Source organism: Peribacillus sp. FSL M8-0224 (assembly GCF_038003055.1).
Taxonomy (GTDB): Bacteria; Bacillota; Bacilli; order Bacillales; family DSM-1321; genus Peribacillus; species Peribacillus frigoritolerans.
The window spans coordinates 468,089-484,897 of record NZ_JBBOOJ010000001.1; the positions used below are offsets into that span (position 1 = coordinate 468,089).

General features: G+C 39.6%; 14 protein-coding genes and 2 pseudogenes. 13 read left to right on the forward strand and 3 right to left on the reverse strand.

The annotated features are described in order from the left end of the window. Positions 1 to 7: 7 nt before the first annotated feature. The 7 genes from MKX49_RS02290 (at position 8) to MKX49_RS02315 (ending at position 6,518) form a co-directional block, all read left to right on the forward strand. Positions 8 to 883: a 5-oxoprolinase subunit B family protein gene (locus tag MKX49_RS02290; protein ID WP_323599573.1), complete on the forward strand. Its 876-nt coding sequence runs from the start codon at positions 8 to 10 to the stop codon at positions 881 to 883. Then, a complete protein-coding gene (locus tag MKX49_RS02295; RefSeq protein ID WP_340874637.1) occupies positions 884 to 1,861 on the forward strand; it encodes a 5-oxoprolinase subunit C family protein in 978 nt (325 codons plus the stop codon). A gap of 331 nt (positions 1,862 to 2,192) precedes the next feature. Next, positions 2,193 to 2,285, forward strand: a complete 93-nt coding sequence (locus MKX49_RS28350; RefSeq protein WP_220126990.1) for a putative holin-like toxin — start codon at positions 2,193 to 2,195, stop codon at positions 2,283 to 2,285. A 259-nt stretch (positions 2,286 to 2,544) separates the two neighbouring features. Then, positions 2,545 to 3,117 carry a TetR/AcrR family transcriptional regulator gene (locus MKX49_RS02300; RefSeq protein ID WP_106026772.1) on the forward strand — a complete coding sequence of 191 codons (573 nt, stop codon included), beginning with the start codon at positions 2,545 to 2,547 and terminating at the stop codon, positions 3,115 to 3,117. 61 nt (positions 3,118 to 3,178) lie between these two features. Next, complete coding sequence (locus MKX49_RS02305) at positions 3,179 to 4,606, forward strand: MDR family MFS transporter (protein ID WP_340874639.1); 1,428 nt, start codon at positions 3,179 to 3,181, stop codon at positions 4,604 to 4,606. Positions 4,607 to 4,796: 190 nt separating this feature from the next. Beyond that, positions 4,797 to 5,855, forward strand: a complete 1,059-nt coding sequence (locus MKX49_RS02310; RefSeq protein ID WP_445670090.1) for an alkene reductase — start codon at positions 4,797 to 4,799, stop codon at positions 5,853 to 5,855. A 141-nt stretch (positions 5,856 to 5,996) separates the two neighbouring features. Beyond that, positions 5,997 to 6,518, forward strand: coding sequence for a topology modulation protein (locus MKX49_RS02315; RefSeq protein WP_340874641.1), 522 nt, complete (start codon positions 5,997 to 5,999; stop codon positions 6,516 to 6,518). A gap of 197 nt (positions 6,519 to 6,715) precedes the next feature. Here the strand turns inward: MKX49_RS02315 and MKX49_RS02320 are convergent. From MKX49_RS02320 to MKX49_RS02330, 3 genes and pseudogenes are all read right to left on the reverse strand, one after another. Further along, positions 6,716 to 7,054: pseudogene (locus MKX49_RS02320) on the reverse strand (amidohydrolase); the annotation flags it as partial. 80 nt (positions 7,055 to 7,134) lie between these two features. Continuing rightward, a pseudogene (locus MKX49_RS02325) lies at positions 7,135 to 7,207 on the reverse strand (IS6 family transposase); the annotation flags it as partial. Positions 7,208 to 7,365: 158 nt separating this feature from the next. Beyond that, positions 7,366 to 8,598, reverse strand: a complete 1,233-nt coding sequence (locus MKX49_RS02330) for a MerR family transcriptional regulator (protein WP_340874643.1) — start codon at positions 8,596 to 8,598, stop codon at positions 7,366 to 7,368. Positions 8,599 to 8,783: 185 nt separating this feature from the next. Here MKX49_RS02330 and MKX49_RS02335 point away from each other — a divergent pair, with 185 nt between their 5' ends. The 6 genes from MKX49_RS02335 (at position 8,784) to MKX49_RS02360 (ending at position 16,777) form a co-directional block, all read left to right on the forward strand. Next, on the forward strand, positions 8,784 to 10,070 hold the full coding sequence (locus MKX49_RS02335) for an NAD(P)/FAD-dependent oxidoreductase (RefSeq protein WP_340874646.1): 1,287 nt from the start codon (positions 8,784 to 8,786) through the stop codon (positions 10,068 to 10,070). Between the two features lie 13 nt (positions 10,071 to 10,083). Further along, a complete protein-coding gene (locus tag MKX49_RS02340; protein ID WP_340874649.1) occupies positions 10,084 to 11,556 on the forward strand; it encodes an aldehyde dehydrogenase family protein in 1,473 nt (490 codons plus the stop codon). A 45-nt stretch (positions 11,557 to 11,601) separates the two neighbouring features. Beyond that, the gene (locus MKX49_RS02345) at positions 11,602 to 13,020 is read left to right on the forward strand and encodes an MATE family efflux transporter (RefSeq protein WP_340874651.1); all 1,419 of its coding nucleotides are present in this window, start codon (positions 11,602 to 11,604) and stop codon (positions 13,018 to 13,020) included. 45 nt (positions 13,021 to 13,065) lie between these two features. Further along, positions 13,066 to 13,347 carry a cupin domain-containing protein gene (locus MKX49_RS02350; RefSeq protein ID WP_340874653.1) on the forward strand — a complete coding sequence of 94 codons (282 nt, stop codon included), beginning with the start codon at positions 13,066 to 13,068 and terminating at the stop codon, positions 13,345 to 13,347. Between the two features lie 91 nt (positions 13,348 to 13,438). After that, on the forward strand, positions 13,439 to 15,058 hold the full coding sequence (locus MKX49_RS02355; RefSeq protein WP_340874654.1) for an amidohydrolase: 1,620 nt from the start codon (positions 13,439 to 13,441) through the stop codon (positions 15,056 to 15,058). Between the two features lie 420 nt (positions 15,059 to 15,478). Then, positions 15,479 to 16,777, forward strand: a complete 1,299-nt coding sequence (locus MKX49_RS02360) for a hypothetical protein (RefSeq protein WP_340878441.1) — start codon at positions 15,479 to 15,481, stop codon at positions 16,775 to 16,777. Positions 16,778 to 16,809: the final 32 nt, after the last annotated feature.

Below are 16,809 nucleotides of genomic sequence, written 5' to 3' on the forward strand. Positions count from 1 at the left end.
ACAATTATTGTTTAATTTACCTGAAACTCATTTTAATTTCGGAGGAGACGAATACATTTATGCTGAAATTTCTCGTGAAATGAGAATTGAGAGTAACTTTAAAGCAATTGCGGTGACTGAGGAGCTGAGAAAAAGAGAAATTCCAGGCATTATTGATATTGTTTCATCCAATGCATCCTATTTAGTTCGTTATAATCCGGACATCGTCTCAGCAAGAGATTTATTGGACTATTTAAAAGAAATAGATTTAACGAAAAGTAATCCTGAAAAATTAAATTTATCAGTACGAATAGTAGAAATTCCAGCATGGTACGACGATCCAGTGTCAAGAGAATATTCCCTGCGTTTTAAGAGCAGACACCCGGCCCCTGACTTAACAGATTTTGAATATGTGATGAAAGTAAATGGGTTTACAGACAAAGAATCATTTATTAAAACTCATTCAGAGACACCCTATTTAATAACGATGGTTGGATTTCTGCCTGGAACGGGTTGGCATTTTCCGCTTGGATTAAAGCCAAATGAGATCATTCAAGCACCAAAATATAATAGTCCCCGTACAGAAACGCCGGAAAGAAGCATTGGTTTAGGTGGTGCATTCAATGTGATTTATCCAGTCAATGGACCAGGCAGCTATCAACTAATAGGACGATCAGCTATCCCTTTAGTAGATAAAATAAACCCTTTAGAAGAGACTTCCTTTTTGGCAAGACCCGGAGATATATGGAAGTATCGTCCTGTTAAGGAATCTGAATATAATGAGATCGAAAGCAATGTAAGTACTGGAACGTATATTAATAAAGTAAAAGAAATTGATCTTTCGCCACTTGAATATGTACAAAAAGGAAAAAAGTATATCGATGAGCTCATGGAGGGTTTTTAAATGATAGAAATTAAGGAGCCTGGGTTATGGACCACGGTACAGGACATGGGACGCGTCGGGAAGTATCATCTGGGTGTACCGCCATCAGGAGCAGCTGATAAATATTCATTTATTATCGGAAACCTTCTAGTAGGAAATCCAGCTGAATTTGCATCACTTGAGATGACATTATTAGGGGGAAAGTTTGAAATTCATAGAAATCTAATTATCGCCCTCACAGGTGCTCCAATGGAAGCATACTTAAATCACCATCGATTATCTTTCTGGGAAACCCATAAAGTAAAAGAAGGAGACATCTTAACGATAAAAGCTTGCCAACAGGGGGTGAAAAGCTATTTAAGTATCTCTGGTGGCATAAAGGTTCAAGATGTTTTAGGTAGTAAATCAACCTATGAACTAAGCCAGATTGGGGGCTTTGATGGCAGAAAGTTAGCTGTAGGCGATAGAATACAGATTAATGAGCCACTGCCGGGAGCTTCAAAGCAGGTTGGTAAATCTGTTCCACTAGAATTCGTCCCAACCTTTAATGACTTTCAAGAATTACGTGTCACGATGGGGTTATCAGGTTACTTGTTGAGCGATCAGGGGTTAAAAACTTTCCTCAATTCGGAATGGATCGTTTCGCATGAATCCAACCGGGTCGCTTACCGATATACTGGCCCAAGTGTGACATTTACTGAGCAATACCCACCATTCGGTGCAGGAACTAGTTTTTCGAATGTAGTTGATTTTGCGTATCCTATAGGATCTGTTATGTTTACAAATGAGGAAGAATTGATTGTTTTACATAATGATGCAATGACAGGTGGTGGTTTTGTCACAATAGGCACCGTCATAAGCCAAGATTTAGATTTAATTTCTCAATCTAGACCTTTATCGAAATGTCACTTTATCACAGTTACCATTGATCAGGCCATCCAAGCGAGAGCAGAAAGAAGAAAAAATATGGAAAAGTTGTTCGGCCTTATTAAAAGGTAAGTAATGACTTAAACTTAAACTTTGGACCAACATAATAAATTCATTCTATAACAGGAGCAAAGTGTATGAGTGTATATGATGTGGCTCAAAAAACACTCGATAGCAGAAGCGGAATCAAGAGCTTACTGTCAATAAAGAGTTTAGATTGAAGTCGTTCCAATAAATATGTACTTTTGATTCCAAGGAATATGATTATTACGTGAGCACCTCATACTGGGGTTGCTCTTTTTATTATTAATGCAATATACCATTGAAAAGCCAGTACTTTATGTTTTCTTGTATAGGACAATCTCTGATCAGGAAAAGCTGGATATAAGGAGGCGATGTATGAATGGGTACTTTCGAAGTTATTTCCCTGATGCTAAGCTTTGGCATGTTTGTAATTGCTATTCTTGATTTCAAAAATCATGACAAGAATCCTTGATAATATTGAGGCAGGACGATGTGTTTGATTAATAATGGAAGCGTTTTAAAAAATTCTGGGTTGTTTAAAGAAGGTATTGATTTTCTCGATTTTTTAAACTTGCAGAGAACACCATTATGAGGTGTTCTTTTTTGTTTTGTTTCCAATGAGTTTTAATCGATATTCCATGCATACATAAGTTTCATCTTTGACAAAACAATGATATACAAGTATAGTCTCTAATAGACCGGTTGATATAATTTCAAGGAGTGATCCAGCTATGGCAGAGAAACGAAACTCGAAAGACATTCTTATTGAAGCTGCTTCCAGACTTTTTCGTATACGTGGATATTACGGTGTGGGGCTTAAGGACATTATTGAGGAAAGTGGTATCCCAAAAGGTTCGCTGTATCATTATTTTCCGAAAGGCAAAGAAGAATTGGCGATCGAGGCGATTATTCATACAAAAGAATTCGTGATAGATGAAATTAAACGGGGGTTTGATGAAATTGAAGACCCTATTAAAGCCATTCAGTCTCATATTTTTCATTTATCCGAGGTTTTTGGTCATAGTGAAAATCTATTAGGACTGCCAATCGGGACGATTGCAGCGGAAACATATACGACGAGTGAGCAGATAAGAATGGCCTGTCAAGAAGCGATGGAAGATTGGCAATCCATTTATGTGAAGAAATTACTCGAAGCAGACTTCAGTGAGAAACGGGCAAAAGAATTGAGTATCGTAATTAATGCTTTGATTGAAGGCGGTATCCTTTTATCCTTAACGGCGAAAAACGGGGAACCTCTCCAAGCCATTGCGGAACAGATACCATTATTGCTGATAAATAAATAAGTCATGCGGAAAAATTATCTTAAGCTTAGGTCGAACAGTTAGTAATTGGAGGAATTATTTTATGTCAGCAGATGCAACACAGCAACAAAACCCAGTCATTAGGACGACCCCTATATTAATTGCATTTTTAATTGCAGGGTTCATCGGGTTATTCAGCGAGACGGCATTAAACATGGCGCTGGGGGATCTAATTCAAGAATTCAATGTCAGTCCTTCAACCGTGCAATGGCTAACAACGGGTTACCTATTGACATTGGGGATACTGGTTCCCGTTTCGGGACTCTTGATTCAGTGGTTTAATACTCGTCAATTATTCATTGCCTCAATGGTGTTCTCCATCATTGGGACGCTCATTGCAGCAATTGCACCCGGGTTCGGCATCTTGATGCTAGCCCGTGTCATCCAGGCAATCGGAACGGGTCTTTTATTGCCTCTCATGTTCAATACCATTTTATTGATTTTCCCTATTCATAAAAGGGGAGCGACGATGGGATTGATGGGGCTGGTGATCATGTTTGCCCCAGCCATCGGGCCGACAGTTTCAGGCTTGATTATTGAAAATCTAAAATGGAATTACATTTTCTGGGTGTCTTTGCCGTTCTTTGTGATCGCTTTACTATTCGGTCTCAAGTATATGCAAAACGTTTCAATAATCACCAAACCTAAAATCGATGTACCATCCATTATTTTATCGACCATTGGTTTTGGGGGAATTGTTTATGGCTTTAGTATTGTCGGAGAGCAAGGATGGAGCAATGCGATCGTTTTATCCTCGATCATTGTTGGACTTATAGCGTTATTCCTGTTTGCTGTGAGGCAATTCAATATGGATATACCGATGATTGACTTGCGCGTTTTTAAATACCCGATGTTCACGTTAGGGTTAATAACCGTCTTCATCACCTTCATGGTCATCATGTCATCCATGATTCTCTTACCGTTATACCTGCAAACCGGGCTTGCATTAGCTGCGTTTTCTGCTGGGCTGGTACTATTGCCGGGTGGAGTGCTTAATGGTATCATGTCTCCGGTTACGGGGCGCATTTTTGATAAGTTCGGTCCAAGAGGGTTAGTGGTTCCAGGCTTCATTATTATGATTGTCATGTTATGGACTTTGACGAACGTAACGACTGAAACGACGATCATAATGGTAATCGTCATGCATTCCCTCCTTATGATTGGTGTTTCGATGGTCATGATGCCGGCCCAGACAAATGGCCTGAATCAACTGCCAAAAAATCTTTATCCGGATGGAACGGCTCTAATGAATACATTGCAACAAGTATCGGGGGCCATCGGTACAACCGTTGCCATTACGATCATGTCAGCATCCCAAAAAAATTATATGGCAAATGCAGAAGATCCGTTCGATCCATCTGCCATTAGCGGTTCATTGACTGCAGGCGTTCAAGATGCCTTTATTTTCGGCCTTGTCCTTGCAATCATTGGTTTGATCGTATCGTTTTTTATCAGAACAGCACGAGACTAATAAGATAAATTAGCCAGCAGGGAATGGAGTTTCTCTGTCTGGCTTTTTTTCTGGTCTTTATTACCATATTTCATCAAAAGTGAAAAAATCAGAGTGAATTATTTGAAAATTAACCACTTATCGGATAATCTTACACAATGAAAGTTACTAAAATTCAGCTCAGGTAAAGCGGTTAACAGGAGGAACTCAAATGAAAACAATAAAAACCAAAATGTTTGAACCTGTAACAATAGGTGCATGGAACTTAAAAACAAGAACGGCAATGGCTCCTATGACTCGGTCGTTTGCCGATAACGAAACTGGTGTTGTGAATGACCTGACCGTAGAATATTACCGAAAGCGGGCTCAAGATGGAATCGGACTCATCATTACTGAAGGTGTAGTGATTTCACCAAGAGCAAAGGGCAATCCTGGGGTTCCCGGAATATATACTCAAGAGCAAATCGACGGGTGGAAAAAAGTAACGGAAGCAGTACATGCAGAAGGCGGAACGATTATTGCGCAAATCTGGCATGTGGGCCGTGCAAGCCACCATGAAATTGCAGGAGGACTTCCTCCGCAGGCTCCGTCACCTATCGCTGCGGAAGGGAAGGTTTCACGATTCGGCAAACCTTTTGGCATTCCTGAAGAAATGACAGAGACGGATATTGCTGAAGTTGTGGACCAATATAAACAAGCTGCAAAGAATGCAATGGATGCTGGCTTTGACGGCGTAGAAATTCATGGTGCACACGGCTACTTAATAGACCAGTTCAATTCTGACACCTCCAATAAAAGGACCGATCGGTACGGTGGTGATTTAAAACAGCGTCTGACATTTATGAAGGAAGTGCTAAAAGCAGTTATTGATGCGGTAGGAGCGGAACGTACCCTTATTCGTTTCTCGGCTTTGAAAATTGACCAGCCGTCTTATATGTGGGAAGACCCTGAAAAAGCGATCCAAACATTTATTGAAGCGTTCAATGAAACAGGAGTCAAAATGATTCACCCATCCACGATGGAATTTACCAAACCGATTGCAAGAGGATTGACCATGCATGAATTGGTACGCAGCCACTGGGATGGAATCATAGTCGGTGTGGGCGGGCTTGATCCTGAAACAGCGGAAGCAGCACTGGAAAAAGGCATCATTGATATTGCGGCGATTGGACGTCCGCTTATCGCCAACCCGGATTATCTGGCACGAATTAAGAAGGATGAAGGACTTGTTGATTACGAGGCAAAGAAACATTTAGGGCAACTGATTTAATAGCGATAAGATAAAAGGCAGGCTTGTTCATGACAGGACAATGCAGTACCCATATTTCCGTTTCTATGACTGATGCGATTCTTCTTCAAGAAGGGTCGCCTTTTCTTATGAACATAAAAGGGGAGAGTGGATGGTATATCAATGGAACGTATCATGGTTATCGGAGTGTCCGCAGGTGTCGGAAAATCTACTTTTGCAAGAAGGCTTGGAGATCTTTTGAATATCGAAGTATATCATTTGGATACATTCTACTGGAAACCTGGCTGGGTGGAGGCTCCTTTAGAGGCTTTTATTTCTGCCCAGAAGAAGGTATTGGGTCATGACAAGTGGATCATGGAAGGCAACTATAGTCATTCTTTTAACCTACGTTCGGAGCTAGCCGATACGATTATTTATTTAGAACTTCCTCTCCGTGTTTGCTTTTACCGTGTGATAAAACGCTTGTTGTCTAATCTAGGTAAAACAAGGCCTGATATGGCTAAAGGCTGCAATGAAAAACTAGACTGGCAGTTTATTAAATTTATCATATCCACTTACTTTCCTCGCAAGAAAGAAATGAAAGCCAGATTTGCCGATCTTCAAAAGAGTGACCCTGAAAAGCTAATAGTTATTTTAAAAAGCAAGCACGAAATTGAAGGATATCTGTTGAATGTGATGGGATAAGCTTTTTACCATTAATTTTTATGACCCTTAGAGATTTGCGAAACTGGGGCTTTCCTGATCTTAACAGCGAGCTCATAAGCACAAATGGAAAAGGGATCTTCCAATCGAAGATCCCTGAGACTTTAGACAAATTCGAAGAAATCGAGTTTGGCTGCGAACAATTTACGATTACGGCAACTCAGTAATCTAGTCTTCATCTTTTTTACTAAAGGTTTTACATCTTGCGGGATAGGGGAGATATAGCTTTTTCCTTGTAATCGTTCTTTTAGTTCCGTTTTTGCCTTTTCAATTAATTCCGGATTTTGAAGTACTTCTACTGCAGTTGCCGCAATAACCTTGCCAGCATGAAGCATTCCTTTATGGGCAATGGATGTTGATCCCAGTGTAACCCACTGCCAGCTATGCAAAGGTGACCCAAGTACAAAACAAGCTGTTGTGCATTGGGCAGTAGGTACAATCCAGCTAACATCACCCACCTCCGAGGAACCTGTTAATGGCGCTTGGATGCCCTCAATGGGTTCTAACCAATTTGCCAGTGCACCATCAATACTGAGAACCCAACGCTAATCGTTGTATGAGCAACGGATAAAACCTGTTCGTGCATCATTTCTACCTAATTACGAAAGCTAAAGTTCCCATCTTACTGTTTGCAAAAAAATATCATGATGATAATGTTTCCACTCTAATAAATATTCTGACGAACCTTTATTAGAGTAATAGTATCAGTATTACAAAAATTCAGAGATTGATTGCAATTATCTTGAAGTTTTCGCACCAGAACTTTATTGGCTACAATGAAGCTGTCTCATCCGTTGACTAGCAGCTTTTCGGCCAGCCTCTTTGTATGCTATTTTTTCATACTAGCCAAATACATTAGCATGTGGAATTTTTCGTTTATTACATGATAATCAAAAAAAGGTCCTGGGTCTGTACAGTAACCGATATTTTCACTCTGCGTGATTTGAAATCCGTTGCCTGATAAATTTTCTTCTAAGTATTTTGGATATAAAATATGCTCGTGGGAATTTGGATATAAGGCAGAAATATTTTTCAAGGATTTGCCCGAGCTATCATAATATGAATACCCGCCGACAATTGTTGAACTGCTATGGAAATAGTTTTTTAGAACATGAATTGGGAACTGCGGATTGAGCAGTGAAAAATCATTTGCAGTAAAACTATCCACAAAAACATCGATGCTAAGCGGCTTCAATGGCAAATTTAAATCAGAATTCAAAATATACAGTACATTTGGCTCTGGATTCATGCGCTCCATTCTTTTTCTAACCTTCTTGAGCATCGCAAGCGAATAGCCACTGAATACATAGGATGCGCTCGTTTCAAGAACATCGATATATTTGGGTAGTGACACAAAAGCGTCAACGTTTGTTTCCACGATTAATTTGTTTTTCAAATCTACATTTTGCAGAACTTTTTGAAACCAAAAATTACTTTTTTCAAATAAGTTAATCATTTTGGGATTGATCTCTTTAATCGTTTCTTTATCGTAAAAGTAAGATGGATAAGGAGAAGTCTCGTACAAGTTCGCGGTAATGATGATACCTTCCTCGATAGCAGCCTCGTATCCACAGGTACAAGTTAAACTCCCCGTTTGAATGTAAACTTTTTTAATCGTTACATCTTTCATTTCAAGTGGAATGTGGCACATCGGACAATAGAGCAGATTTACAAAGGAAAGTGGGACCCCTGTAAAATTCTCCTCTTTGGATGAAGGTAAACTGGTTTGAACCGCTTTTTCAATCAATTTGATAGTTTTTGATATGTCTTCTTTTTTCTTAATCAGATGGTTCTTTTTATCAATGAGTAAGTTGTTGTAGTAGTTGATATCATCATGATCAGAGAAGTTTGTGACTCGCCGATACGATAAAATTTGTTGAATTTCTAGAAGTGAAAAGTGAAATTTTTTCAGCTCAGCAATAAAAGCCATGTCGTCGAGACAAAATTGGTTCATTTGATACTGGGTGTTTTTTTTGTCTGGAATTAATAATCCAAGTTCAATGTAATAACGAACGGTATCGGCCGTAACATGAAAAAGCTTTGCAAATGTACCTATTTTCATATATGCCCCCAATGAAAAAAAGTGGAGTTACTCCACTTTTTTACGAAAATGAATTCAAAAAACTCTCAAATGGCTATTGACGTGGAGGAAACACCAAGTCATATGATGGACTTAATAAGTGTGAATATTGTGAATAAAATTTGACTGTATTATAGCATACATGTCACATAAGGAGAATAACGAGCATGGATAAGATGGATCGAATGGATACTCTATCACTGTGGGCAGCGACTGCAAACAGCTATGAAAAAGGAAAGTTTCTTAAAGGAAATGAAGAGGCGGATGTTGTCATTATTGGCGCAGGTTTCACAGGTCTTTCTTCTGCGTATCATTTGCAAAAATTAGGGAAGAGTGTCATTGTCCTTGAGCAAGAAACGATCGGATATGGTGCCAGCGGCCGTAACGGCGGGATGGTATTGCCAGGCTATAAGCCAACGATGAAGGAGCTTGCCAAAAAGTATGGTGCCGACGAGGCAAGACAGCTTAACGATCTCTCCCTGTTTAGCGTTGAACTGGTAAAAAAAATCATTGACGAGCATCAAATCAACTGTGACTTTAGAAAGACAGGTCACATTGTGGCGGCTTACAAAGCCAAGCATTTTGAAGAATTGAAAAATGAAAGCGAATTCTTAAACGAAAATTTTGGGTATGATTCAAGCGTGCTTGATCGAAGTCAGTTGCATCAAGAGATCGATTCCCCGATTTATTATGGATGCTTGGTCGACAACTCGAGTTACTCGTTCCAGCCACTGAATTATGCAATTGGTTTGGGAGAAGCAGCTAAATCGATCGGTGCAAAAATCTTTGAGCATTCGAAAGCACTATCTATTGAGTACGGTCAAAACAGAGTGAAAGTTGTAACAGAAAAAGGAGCTGTTACTGCGAAAGACATTATTGTCGCTACAGATGGTTACTCCGGAAAAATCATGAATGAACTGAACAAAGGCGTACTGCCAATTTCGGCACGTATCATTGCTACTGAACAGCTACCAGAATCAGTGGTGAATACCATCATTCCTAAAGATCGCATGGTTTTTGATACAAGCAATTTCCTTTACTATTTCCGACGTACACCAGATAATCGGATCGTATTCGGCGGTGGCGATATTCGTCCAAACTTAGGCGATGCCGTTTATCAAAGTGTTTACGATGCCATGGTTAAAATAATGCCAAAACTAGCAGGAAGCAAGATTGATTTCAGTTGGGGTGGATTTATCGGGGTTACAATTGATACGTTCCCTGTTATCGGCAAATCCAAAGAAGGCGCATATTTCGCAACGGGTTATACGGGCCACGGCGCTTCTCTCTCGACATTGTTTGGCAAGTTATTGGCACAATGGATCGTTACGGGGAGTGCAGGTGGATATCGGTTTGAAAAGGAACGCCTCAAATCATTCCCATTCTATAATCAGAAAACCATTCTGGTAAATCTAGCACATATTGGTTTTAAACTAGTAGATATTATTGCTTAAAGGAGAGTTGTTTATGAAAATAAACATGTTCATTGACGGGAAATGGGTAGAAGCGTTATCCGCTGATAGACGAAACATTATCAATCCTGCAACCGGAGAGGTGATCGCAACATCTGCTGATGGATTAGCAGACGATGCGAAGATAGCAATCAAGGCGGCTCGTAAAGCGTTTGACAGCGGGATCTGGTCGGATTTATCAGCTGATGAAAGAGCTGACTATCTCTATAAGATTGCAAACCGTCTTGAAGAGAAGGCAGCTGAAATTGCACGTTTGGAAACTGCAAATAACGGTAAGGTCATTCGTGCAACCACCTATGTGGATATTCCGGTATCGATTCAATGCTTCCGCTATTATGCTGACTTGATCAAAGGCATGAAAAAGGAATCTTACACTCGTGCTGATTCTTCAGAAACAATTATTATTCATGAACCGATTGGTGTTTGTGGACTTATTGTACCTTGGAACTTCCCGCTTATGTTAGCTGTTTGGCAAATCGCTCCTGCACTCGCCGCAGGGAATACAATTGTACTTAAGCCTGCTGAGGTCACTCCTGTAAGCGCATACATGTTATTTGGAATTTTCGAAGAGATTGGACTTCCGGCCGGAGTGGCAAACTTGGTATTGGGACCTGGATCAAAAGTTGGGAATGAGCTTGCCGAGAACCATGATGTTGATAAGATTGCCTTTACCGGCGGAACAAAAACAGGTCAAAGCATTATGCGTGCAGCTGCGGGCAATATGAAAAAAATCACACTTGAACTGGGTGGTAAATCTCCACTTATTGTGTTTGACGATGTGGATTTTGAAACTGCAGTCGAGAATGCGATGTTTGGTATTTTCCACAATGCTGGGCAGGTTTGTTCAGCTGCATCTCGTTTGCTTGTACAAGAGACGATTTATGATAAGTTTGTTGAAAGATTAGCCGAACGCGCAAACAAAATTGTAGTTGGCAACGGGGAAAGCGAAAACATTGAAATGGGAGCCCTCACAAACGAGCCTCATATGAATGAAGTTTTACATTACATTAAGAGCGGAATCGAAGAAGGGGCAAAATTAGTTTGTGGTGGTAAGCGCTTAACGGAAAATGGGCTTGATCGAGGATTTTTTATTGCCCCAACGATCTTTGCTGATGTAAATGCGAATATGCGTATTGTTAAGGAAGAGATTTTTGGTCCGGTCCTTGTTGTACAGAAATTTAAAGATGAGGAAGATGCCATCCAAAAAGCGAATGATTCCATTTATGGATTAGCTGGTGCGGTATTTACTGAAGATATGGATCGTGCAAAACGTGTCATTAGTAAATTGCGTGCGGGAATTACTTGGATTAATAGTTATCATCTCGCTTATGTTGAAGGTCCTTGGGGAGGATATAAGCAAAGTGGAATCGGCAGAGCGTTAGGTACTGTTGGGCTGGAACACTTTATGGAAACGAAGCAAATCAATATCCACCAGTATGCCAAGCCTGTAGGTTGGTATGCGAATTAATTGAGCTTAACTTACTACATCAATTATTTATAGGGGGACATGCTCATGGAAATAGCAGACAACCGTCCGTCATCGAAGAAAGAGCAAGTAGAAGTAATGAATAAGCCAGCGCATGATTCAGTGCTGGGAACCAAAAGTATTCCGTTACTATATTTACGATTTGCTTTGGCAGGAATTATGGCTAACGCAATTCTAGGAGTTGCAGCGGTTGTCGATGGCTATTTCGTCAGTGGCTTTCAGGAGCTGGAAGTCGAAGGGATTGGAATTGGATTTACGGTCATGGTTATTACCCGTATGCTTGGCGTACTTTTGGGTGTGGGAGCCGGAGCGGTCATTTCACTTCGCCTTGGAAAAGGGAAAATCGAAGAAGCTAGAGGTATTATGGGACAAACCTTATGGTTTACTCTTTTCTTCTCCACTTTGCTAGCTGTAATTGGAGTGGTCTTTGAAAATCAAATCATGACCTTATTCGGAGCAAGTGATGAAGCGCTTCCATATGCGGTGCAATATAGCCGACTGCTATGGATTTCATTGCCATTAACGATATTGGCCGTTGTATTAAGTGTTTTAACCAATATCAATGAAAAACCTGTATTATCAATGAACAGTTGGTTAGTCGCAGCAGTTGTTGGTGGGATTACAGAATGGATTATGGTAACGAAGTATGACATGGGGATGATGGGTTCCTCATGGGCCAATACGATTTCGCAATCGATCCCTGTTTTCCTGATCTTTTATTTCTGGTTTGGTAAAACAAAACTTAAGCCAAAAATGAAAGATATGATGATTAATCTCAAGACGATCGGTGAAGTGGCTTGGACAGGCTTTGCATCTTTCTCGAGTCTGTTCATGATGTTCATTGCCATTATTTTCTTCAACAACATGCTGCAAAGGTACGGTGGTGGGCTGCATGTCGCCGCTTTCACGATTCAAAACGGTTACATCACCAATATGCTCGCCTTAGCAGCGCTCGGTGGGATGACAGGGCTTCAACCGATCATTAGTTATAACTACGGTGCGGGCAATCTTGATCGTGTTAAACAAGCAATTAAGATGGGACTCATTTTTACGGTTGCCTTCTTTGTGATTGTGACATCCATACTAATCATTTTTGCAAATCCAATTGTGGCATTTTTTTCCGTTGGTAATCCTGAATTGCAGAAACTGGGCATTTGGACGACAGTTGTATTCAATTCTTTGTTTACGCTTAATGCAGTCAGCTTGCTTATCTCCGGTTATTTTGAAGCACAAGAGAGAAACTGGTCCGCAACGTTTATTAGTGTTAGCAAAATGCTGTTGTTCATGTTCCCGTTTCTATTTATTTTCCCGAAATTCTGGGGTGTAGAAGGTATATGGTACGCAGGTCCTGCCGCAGAAATTCCAGGCCTTCTCATTGCCATATACTTTATGAAAAAAGAGTTCAAACGTTTAAAAGATACAAATGTTAAGACAGTAAGTTTATAAAACCTATTCCTTCAAAATTACCTATAAGAAAGAGAGAGGATCATCATGTTTTTTGCGAAAAAACTTACAGCCGAAGAAGCACAACAACTTGGTGTTGACACGTGGGAACCATGGGTGGGCGAACCGAATAAAGGAACGTGGCATCTAGAAGAACAGGAAGTTTTCTATGTGACAGACGGTGAAGTGTTTATTACTGTTGATGGAGAAAAGTGTCATATTACAAAGGACTGGGTCGTTTCCTTGGCTAAGGACCTTGTTTGTGAGTGGGATTGTCCAGTATTTTTGAAAAAGAATTATAAAATGAACCATGAGATCAATCTGAAATAATGTGAAATGGGAAGTGGGCATATTTTAAGCAGGTGAATGCTAAATACTGAACTGATCACTCTAAAAGAGTAATTTCGAAAGGGATGAGTGTATGAAAGCTGATGTTGTATTGATAAATGGAGAGGTTATTACAGTAGACCAAAAGAATACAGTAGTCGAAGCTGTAGCAATAAAAGAGAATCGTATCGCAGTTGTTGGTTCAAATCAGGAGGTTAAGAGTTTTATAGGAGAAAAAACGGATGTAATTGACTTGAAAGGAAAAACGCTTCTTCCTGGATTCATTGATTCTCATATTCACCTCATTTTTTATGGGTTGAATCAGTTGGCGGTAAGTTGTAAAGCTGAACATATCGATTCCATCGAGGCTTTGTTAGCTGACCTGAAAAAGAAAGCCTTAGAAACTCCTAAAGGTGAATGGATACGTGCTTGGGGCTTTAATGAAGCCGCAGTGAAGGAAAAGCGTTATCCATCAATCGCTGAACTGGATGGAATTTCAGATGAACACCCCATTATTGTATCCCGTACTTGCAACCATATAAGCGTGGTGAACAGCAAAGCATTAGAAATAGCGCAAATTAACGAGAACACCCCGAATCCTAATGGGGGAGTCATTGAAAAGAATAAGGCAGGAAGGCTTACAGGGAAATTAATTGAAGCAGTAAATATGAGTATGAACGAGTTTGCAAGTTATACAGAAAGTGAACTGATGAAGGCTGTGAAAATTGCATCAGATCATTTCGTTGCAGCGGGCATAACAAGTATACATGAGGCAGGAGGAAATGGTCCTGAGAGTTACCGTTTACTGCAACAAGCTGTGAAGAGTAAGGATATTCGTGTCCGAATATATGCAATGATATGTCAGGTAAATAACTCCCATGAATTTGTTAATAAAATGGTCGAAGCTGGTGTGGTAACTGGTACTGGAGATGAGAGATTCAAAGTTGGACCAGTTAAATTGTTTACAGATGGAAGTAGTACCGGGCCTACAATTGCAACTCGTGAGTCGTACTCCAGTGACTCTAACAATTATGGCATTCTTTATTATAGTGAGGAAGAAATCTATCAGGTTTTAGGTGAAGCACATAAAAAAGGCTATCAAATCACTGTACATGCACAAGGTGATAAAGCCATTGAAATGTATTTGAATTGTGTGGAAAAGGCGTTGGAGGAATCACCAAGAAAAAACCATCGTCATCGGATTGAGCACGCGGGAATTTCTTCACCGGATTTACAAGAGAGAATGAAAAAACTCGAGATGGTTCCTATTCCAAATCCTCCATTTCCATATGAATTCGGAGAGATATATGTCCAACACTATGGTGATCGTGTTAATCACATGTATGCTGTTCGTGATTATATTGATTGTGGCATCATGGCTGCAGGTGGATCGGACGCGCCAGTTACTGACTATAATCCTTTATTAGGAATTCATGTTGCTGTCAATAGAAAAAGCCAGTCTGGAATGGAGTTTGGTGCTAATCAATCCATAAACGTAATGGAAGCTATTAAACTATACACCTGGAATGGCGCTTATGCTAGTTTTGAAGAAGAGATAAAAGGAAGCATAGAGGTCGGAAAGTTGGCGGATTTAGTTATATTAAATGACAGCATTTTAAGTGTCAACCCAAACCAAATTAAAGATTTAAAAGTAGAAACAACTATTATTAATGGTGAAATTATCTATCAAGAAGAACTATCAGTGAAAATTTAATATATCATAGTTTGCAAACCACGTAGCCCTTGTAAAGTTACGTGGTTTTTTATCGAAATAGGTACCCAAAATTATATATGTGCTGAAAACCGAATGAGATGGAAAAGTAGTTATGAATCACTTGAATAACGTATACAACGTATTTTTACTTCATGTTGCATGATAAAATGATACATAAGAGAAAAAATTTGGCGTGGGTATGAATACAACTATATATTATAGCATTGGCTACCACATTTTTCTTTTTGCTGCTGATATGATCAAGAGGTAACAAAAAATAAAAACAAGGGCTCATACAAATTGAAACAATAGTTAGACAGCAGAAGAAATAGGATTACGATATCATGACTTGGATTAAACCAGGATATTCTACAAATAACAATGAATCTATTACAGATGGTAAAGGAAGTCGATTACTGGATGTATAAAATCGGACTTGTCGGTCTAAAAACTTCTATAGAACAAATTTTAGTTTTGGCAGAAGAATATAAACATGAGTTGGAATTCATCTCATTGCCCTATGTAAGGACCGAAGAGGTGGAGAATATTGTAAAGGAACATGAATCTCACGTACATGCATGGCTTTTTTCTGGTCCACTTCCCTATGAAATTGCGGGAAAAACAATACGTACAGATAAAATAATGGTCCATGTTCCTGCTACGGAATCAGGTTTTTATAAATCTTTTTTAGAGATGATCTACGAACAAGGGAAAATCATTGAGCATCTAAGTATCGATACTATGTCCTCAAATAATATAAGTGAGGAAGCTTTGTCACAGTTGAATATAAAAACCAAAAAGATTTATACGAAAGTGTTTGAGACAGATGTTGATACCGATGAATTGGTACATTTTCACTTGGATTTATGGAATACGGGAAAGACAGAAGGCGCTTTTTCTTGTTTTCCGTCCGTGTGTGAAGCTTTAAGGGAATATGGCATTCCAGCTTACCGTATGTCGATGAGTAAGATGGAAGTGAGGCAAACGCTTCGAATTCTTTCTGAAAAAGTAAAGACTTCCTACTTTAAGGATACACAAATCGGAGTTGAAATCATTGAAGTCGAATATTTTAACAAAGTTGCAGAGGAAATGAAAACTCCTTATCATTTACAGTACTTGGAGCTACGGCTAAAAGAAATGTTGATTCAACTTGGAGAAAAAATAAATGGTTCCTTTTCAGAGAAAGGGAATGGAAGATACATGATTTTTAGTTCTCGCGGCGCAATTGAACGAGAAATCATTACGCTAGAAGAAACGATTGAAAAATTGGCTTTTGAAGCAGATACAACCGTTGCCGTCGGAATTGGCTTCGGTGAGACTGCCTATTCGGCGGAAATCAATGCTTTTCGTGCTATTCAACATTCAAAAGAGATGAAGAAGCGAGAAATTGTGATTATTCAAGATGATGGCAAAGTTATCGAATCACCAGGCAAAAAGAAAGAACTGCAATATGGTACCCGTACCCACAATAAACCCCTTATAGAAAAGTTGAAAAACGGAAATATCAGTGTTAAAACGTATAAGAAGATATCGGCTCTCGTTCAAAGAATGGGCTGGAGTGATTTTACTACAAAGGACTTAGCGACACATCTTGAGATGACAGAGCGGAATGTACGGCGTATTGTTGCGGATATGTGCGAAGTTGAGTTGGCACAATGTGTTGGTGAAGAGGCTAATGCCACCCGTGGAAGACCGAGTAAAATTTATCGATTATTATAAATTGCAGGCACCCATAATTTGGGTGCTTTTTT

What these genes read in the sequence shown, in the direction of transcription:
- MKX49_RS02295 (WP_340874637.1), top strand. Translation starts at nt 884, where the DNA reads ATGATAGAAATTAAGGAGCCTGGGTTATGGACCACGGTACAGGACATG.
- MKX49_RS28350 (WP_220126990.1), top strand. Translation starts at nt 2,193, where the DNA reads ATGGGTACTTTCGAAGTTATTTCCCTGATGCTAAGCTTTGGCATGTTT.
- MKX49_RS02300 (WP_106026772.1), top strand. Translation starts at nt 2,545, where the DNA reads ATGGCAGAGAAACGAAACTCGAAAGACATTCTTATTGAAGCTGCTTCC.
- MKX49_RS02305 (WP_340874639.1), top strand. Translation starts at nt 3,179, where the DNA reads ATGTCAGCAGATGCAACACAGCAACAAAACCCAGTCATTAGGACGACC.
- MKX49_RS02310 (WP_445670090.1), top strand. Translation starts at nt 4,797, where the DNA reads ATGAAAACAATAAAAACCAAAATGTTTGAACCTGTAACAATAGGTGCA.
- MKX49_RS02315 (WP_340874641.1), top strand. Translation starts at nt 5,997, where the DNA reads ATGGAACGTATCATGGTTATCGGAGTGTCCGCAGGTGTCGGAAAATCT.
- MKX49_RS02330 (WP_340874643.1), bottom strand. Translation starts at nt 8,598, where the DNA reads ATGAAAATAGGTACATTTGCAAAGCTTTTTCATGTTACGGCCGATACC.
- MKX49_RS02335 (WP_340874646.1), top strand. Translation starts at nt 8,784, where the DNA reads ATGGATAAGATGGATCGAATGGATACTCTATCACTGTGGGCAGCGACT.
- MKX49_RS02340 (WP_340874649.1), top strand. Translation starts at nt 10,084, where the DNA reads ATGAAAATAAACATGTTCATTGACGGGAAATGGGTAGAAGCGTTATCC.
- MKX49_RS02345 (WP_340874651.1), top strand. Translation starts at nt 11,602, where the DNA reads ATGGAAATAGCAGACAACCGTCCGTCATCGAAGAAAGAGCAAGTAGAA.
- MKX49_RS02350 (WP_340874653.1), top strand. Translation starts at nt 13,066, where the DNA reads ATGTTTTTTGCGAAAAAACTTACAGCCGAAGAAGCACAACAACTTGGT.
- MKX49_RS02355 (WP_340874654.1), top strand. Translation starts at nt 13,439, where the DNA reads ATGAAAGCTGATGTTGTATTGATAAATGGAGAGGTTATTACAGTAGAC.
- MKX49_RS02360 (WP_340878441.1), top strand. Translation starts at nt 15,479, where the DNA reads ATGTATAAAATCGGACTTGTCGGTCTAAAAACTTCTATAGAACAAATT.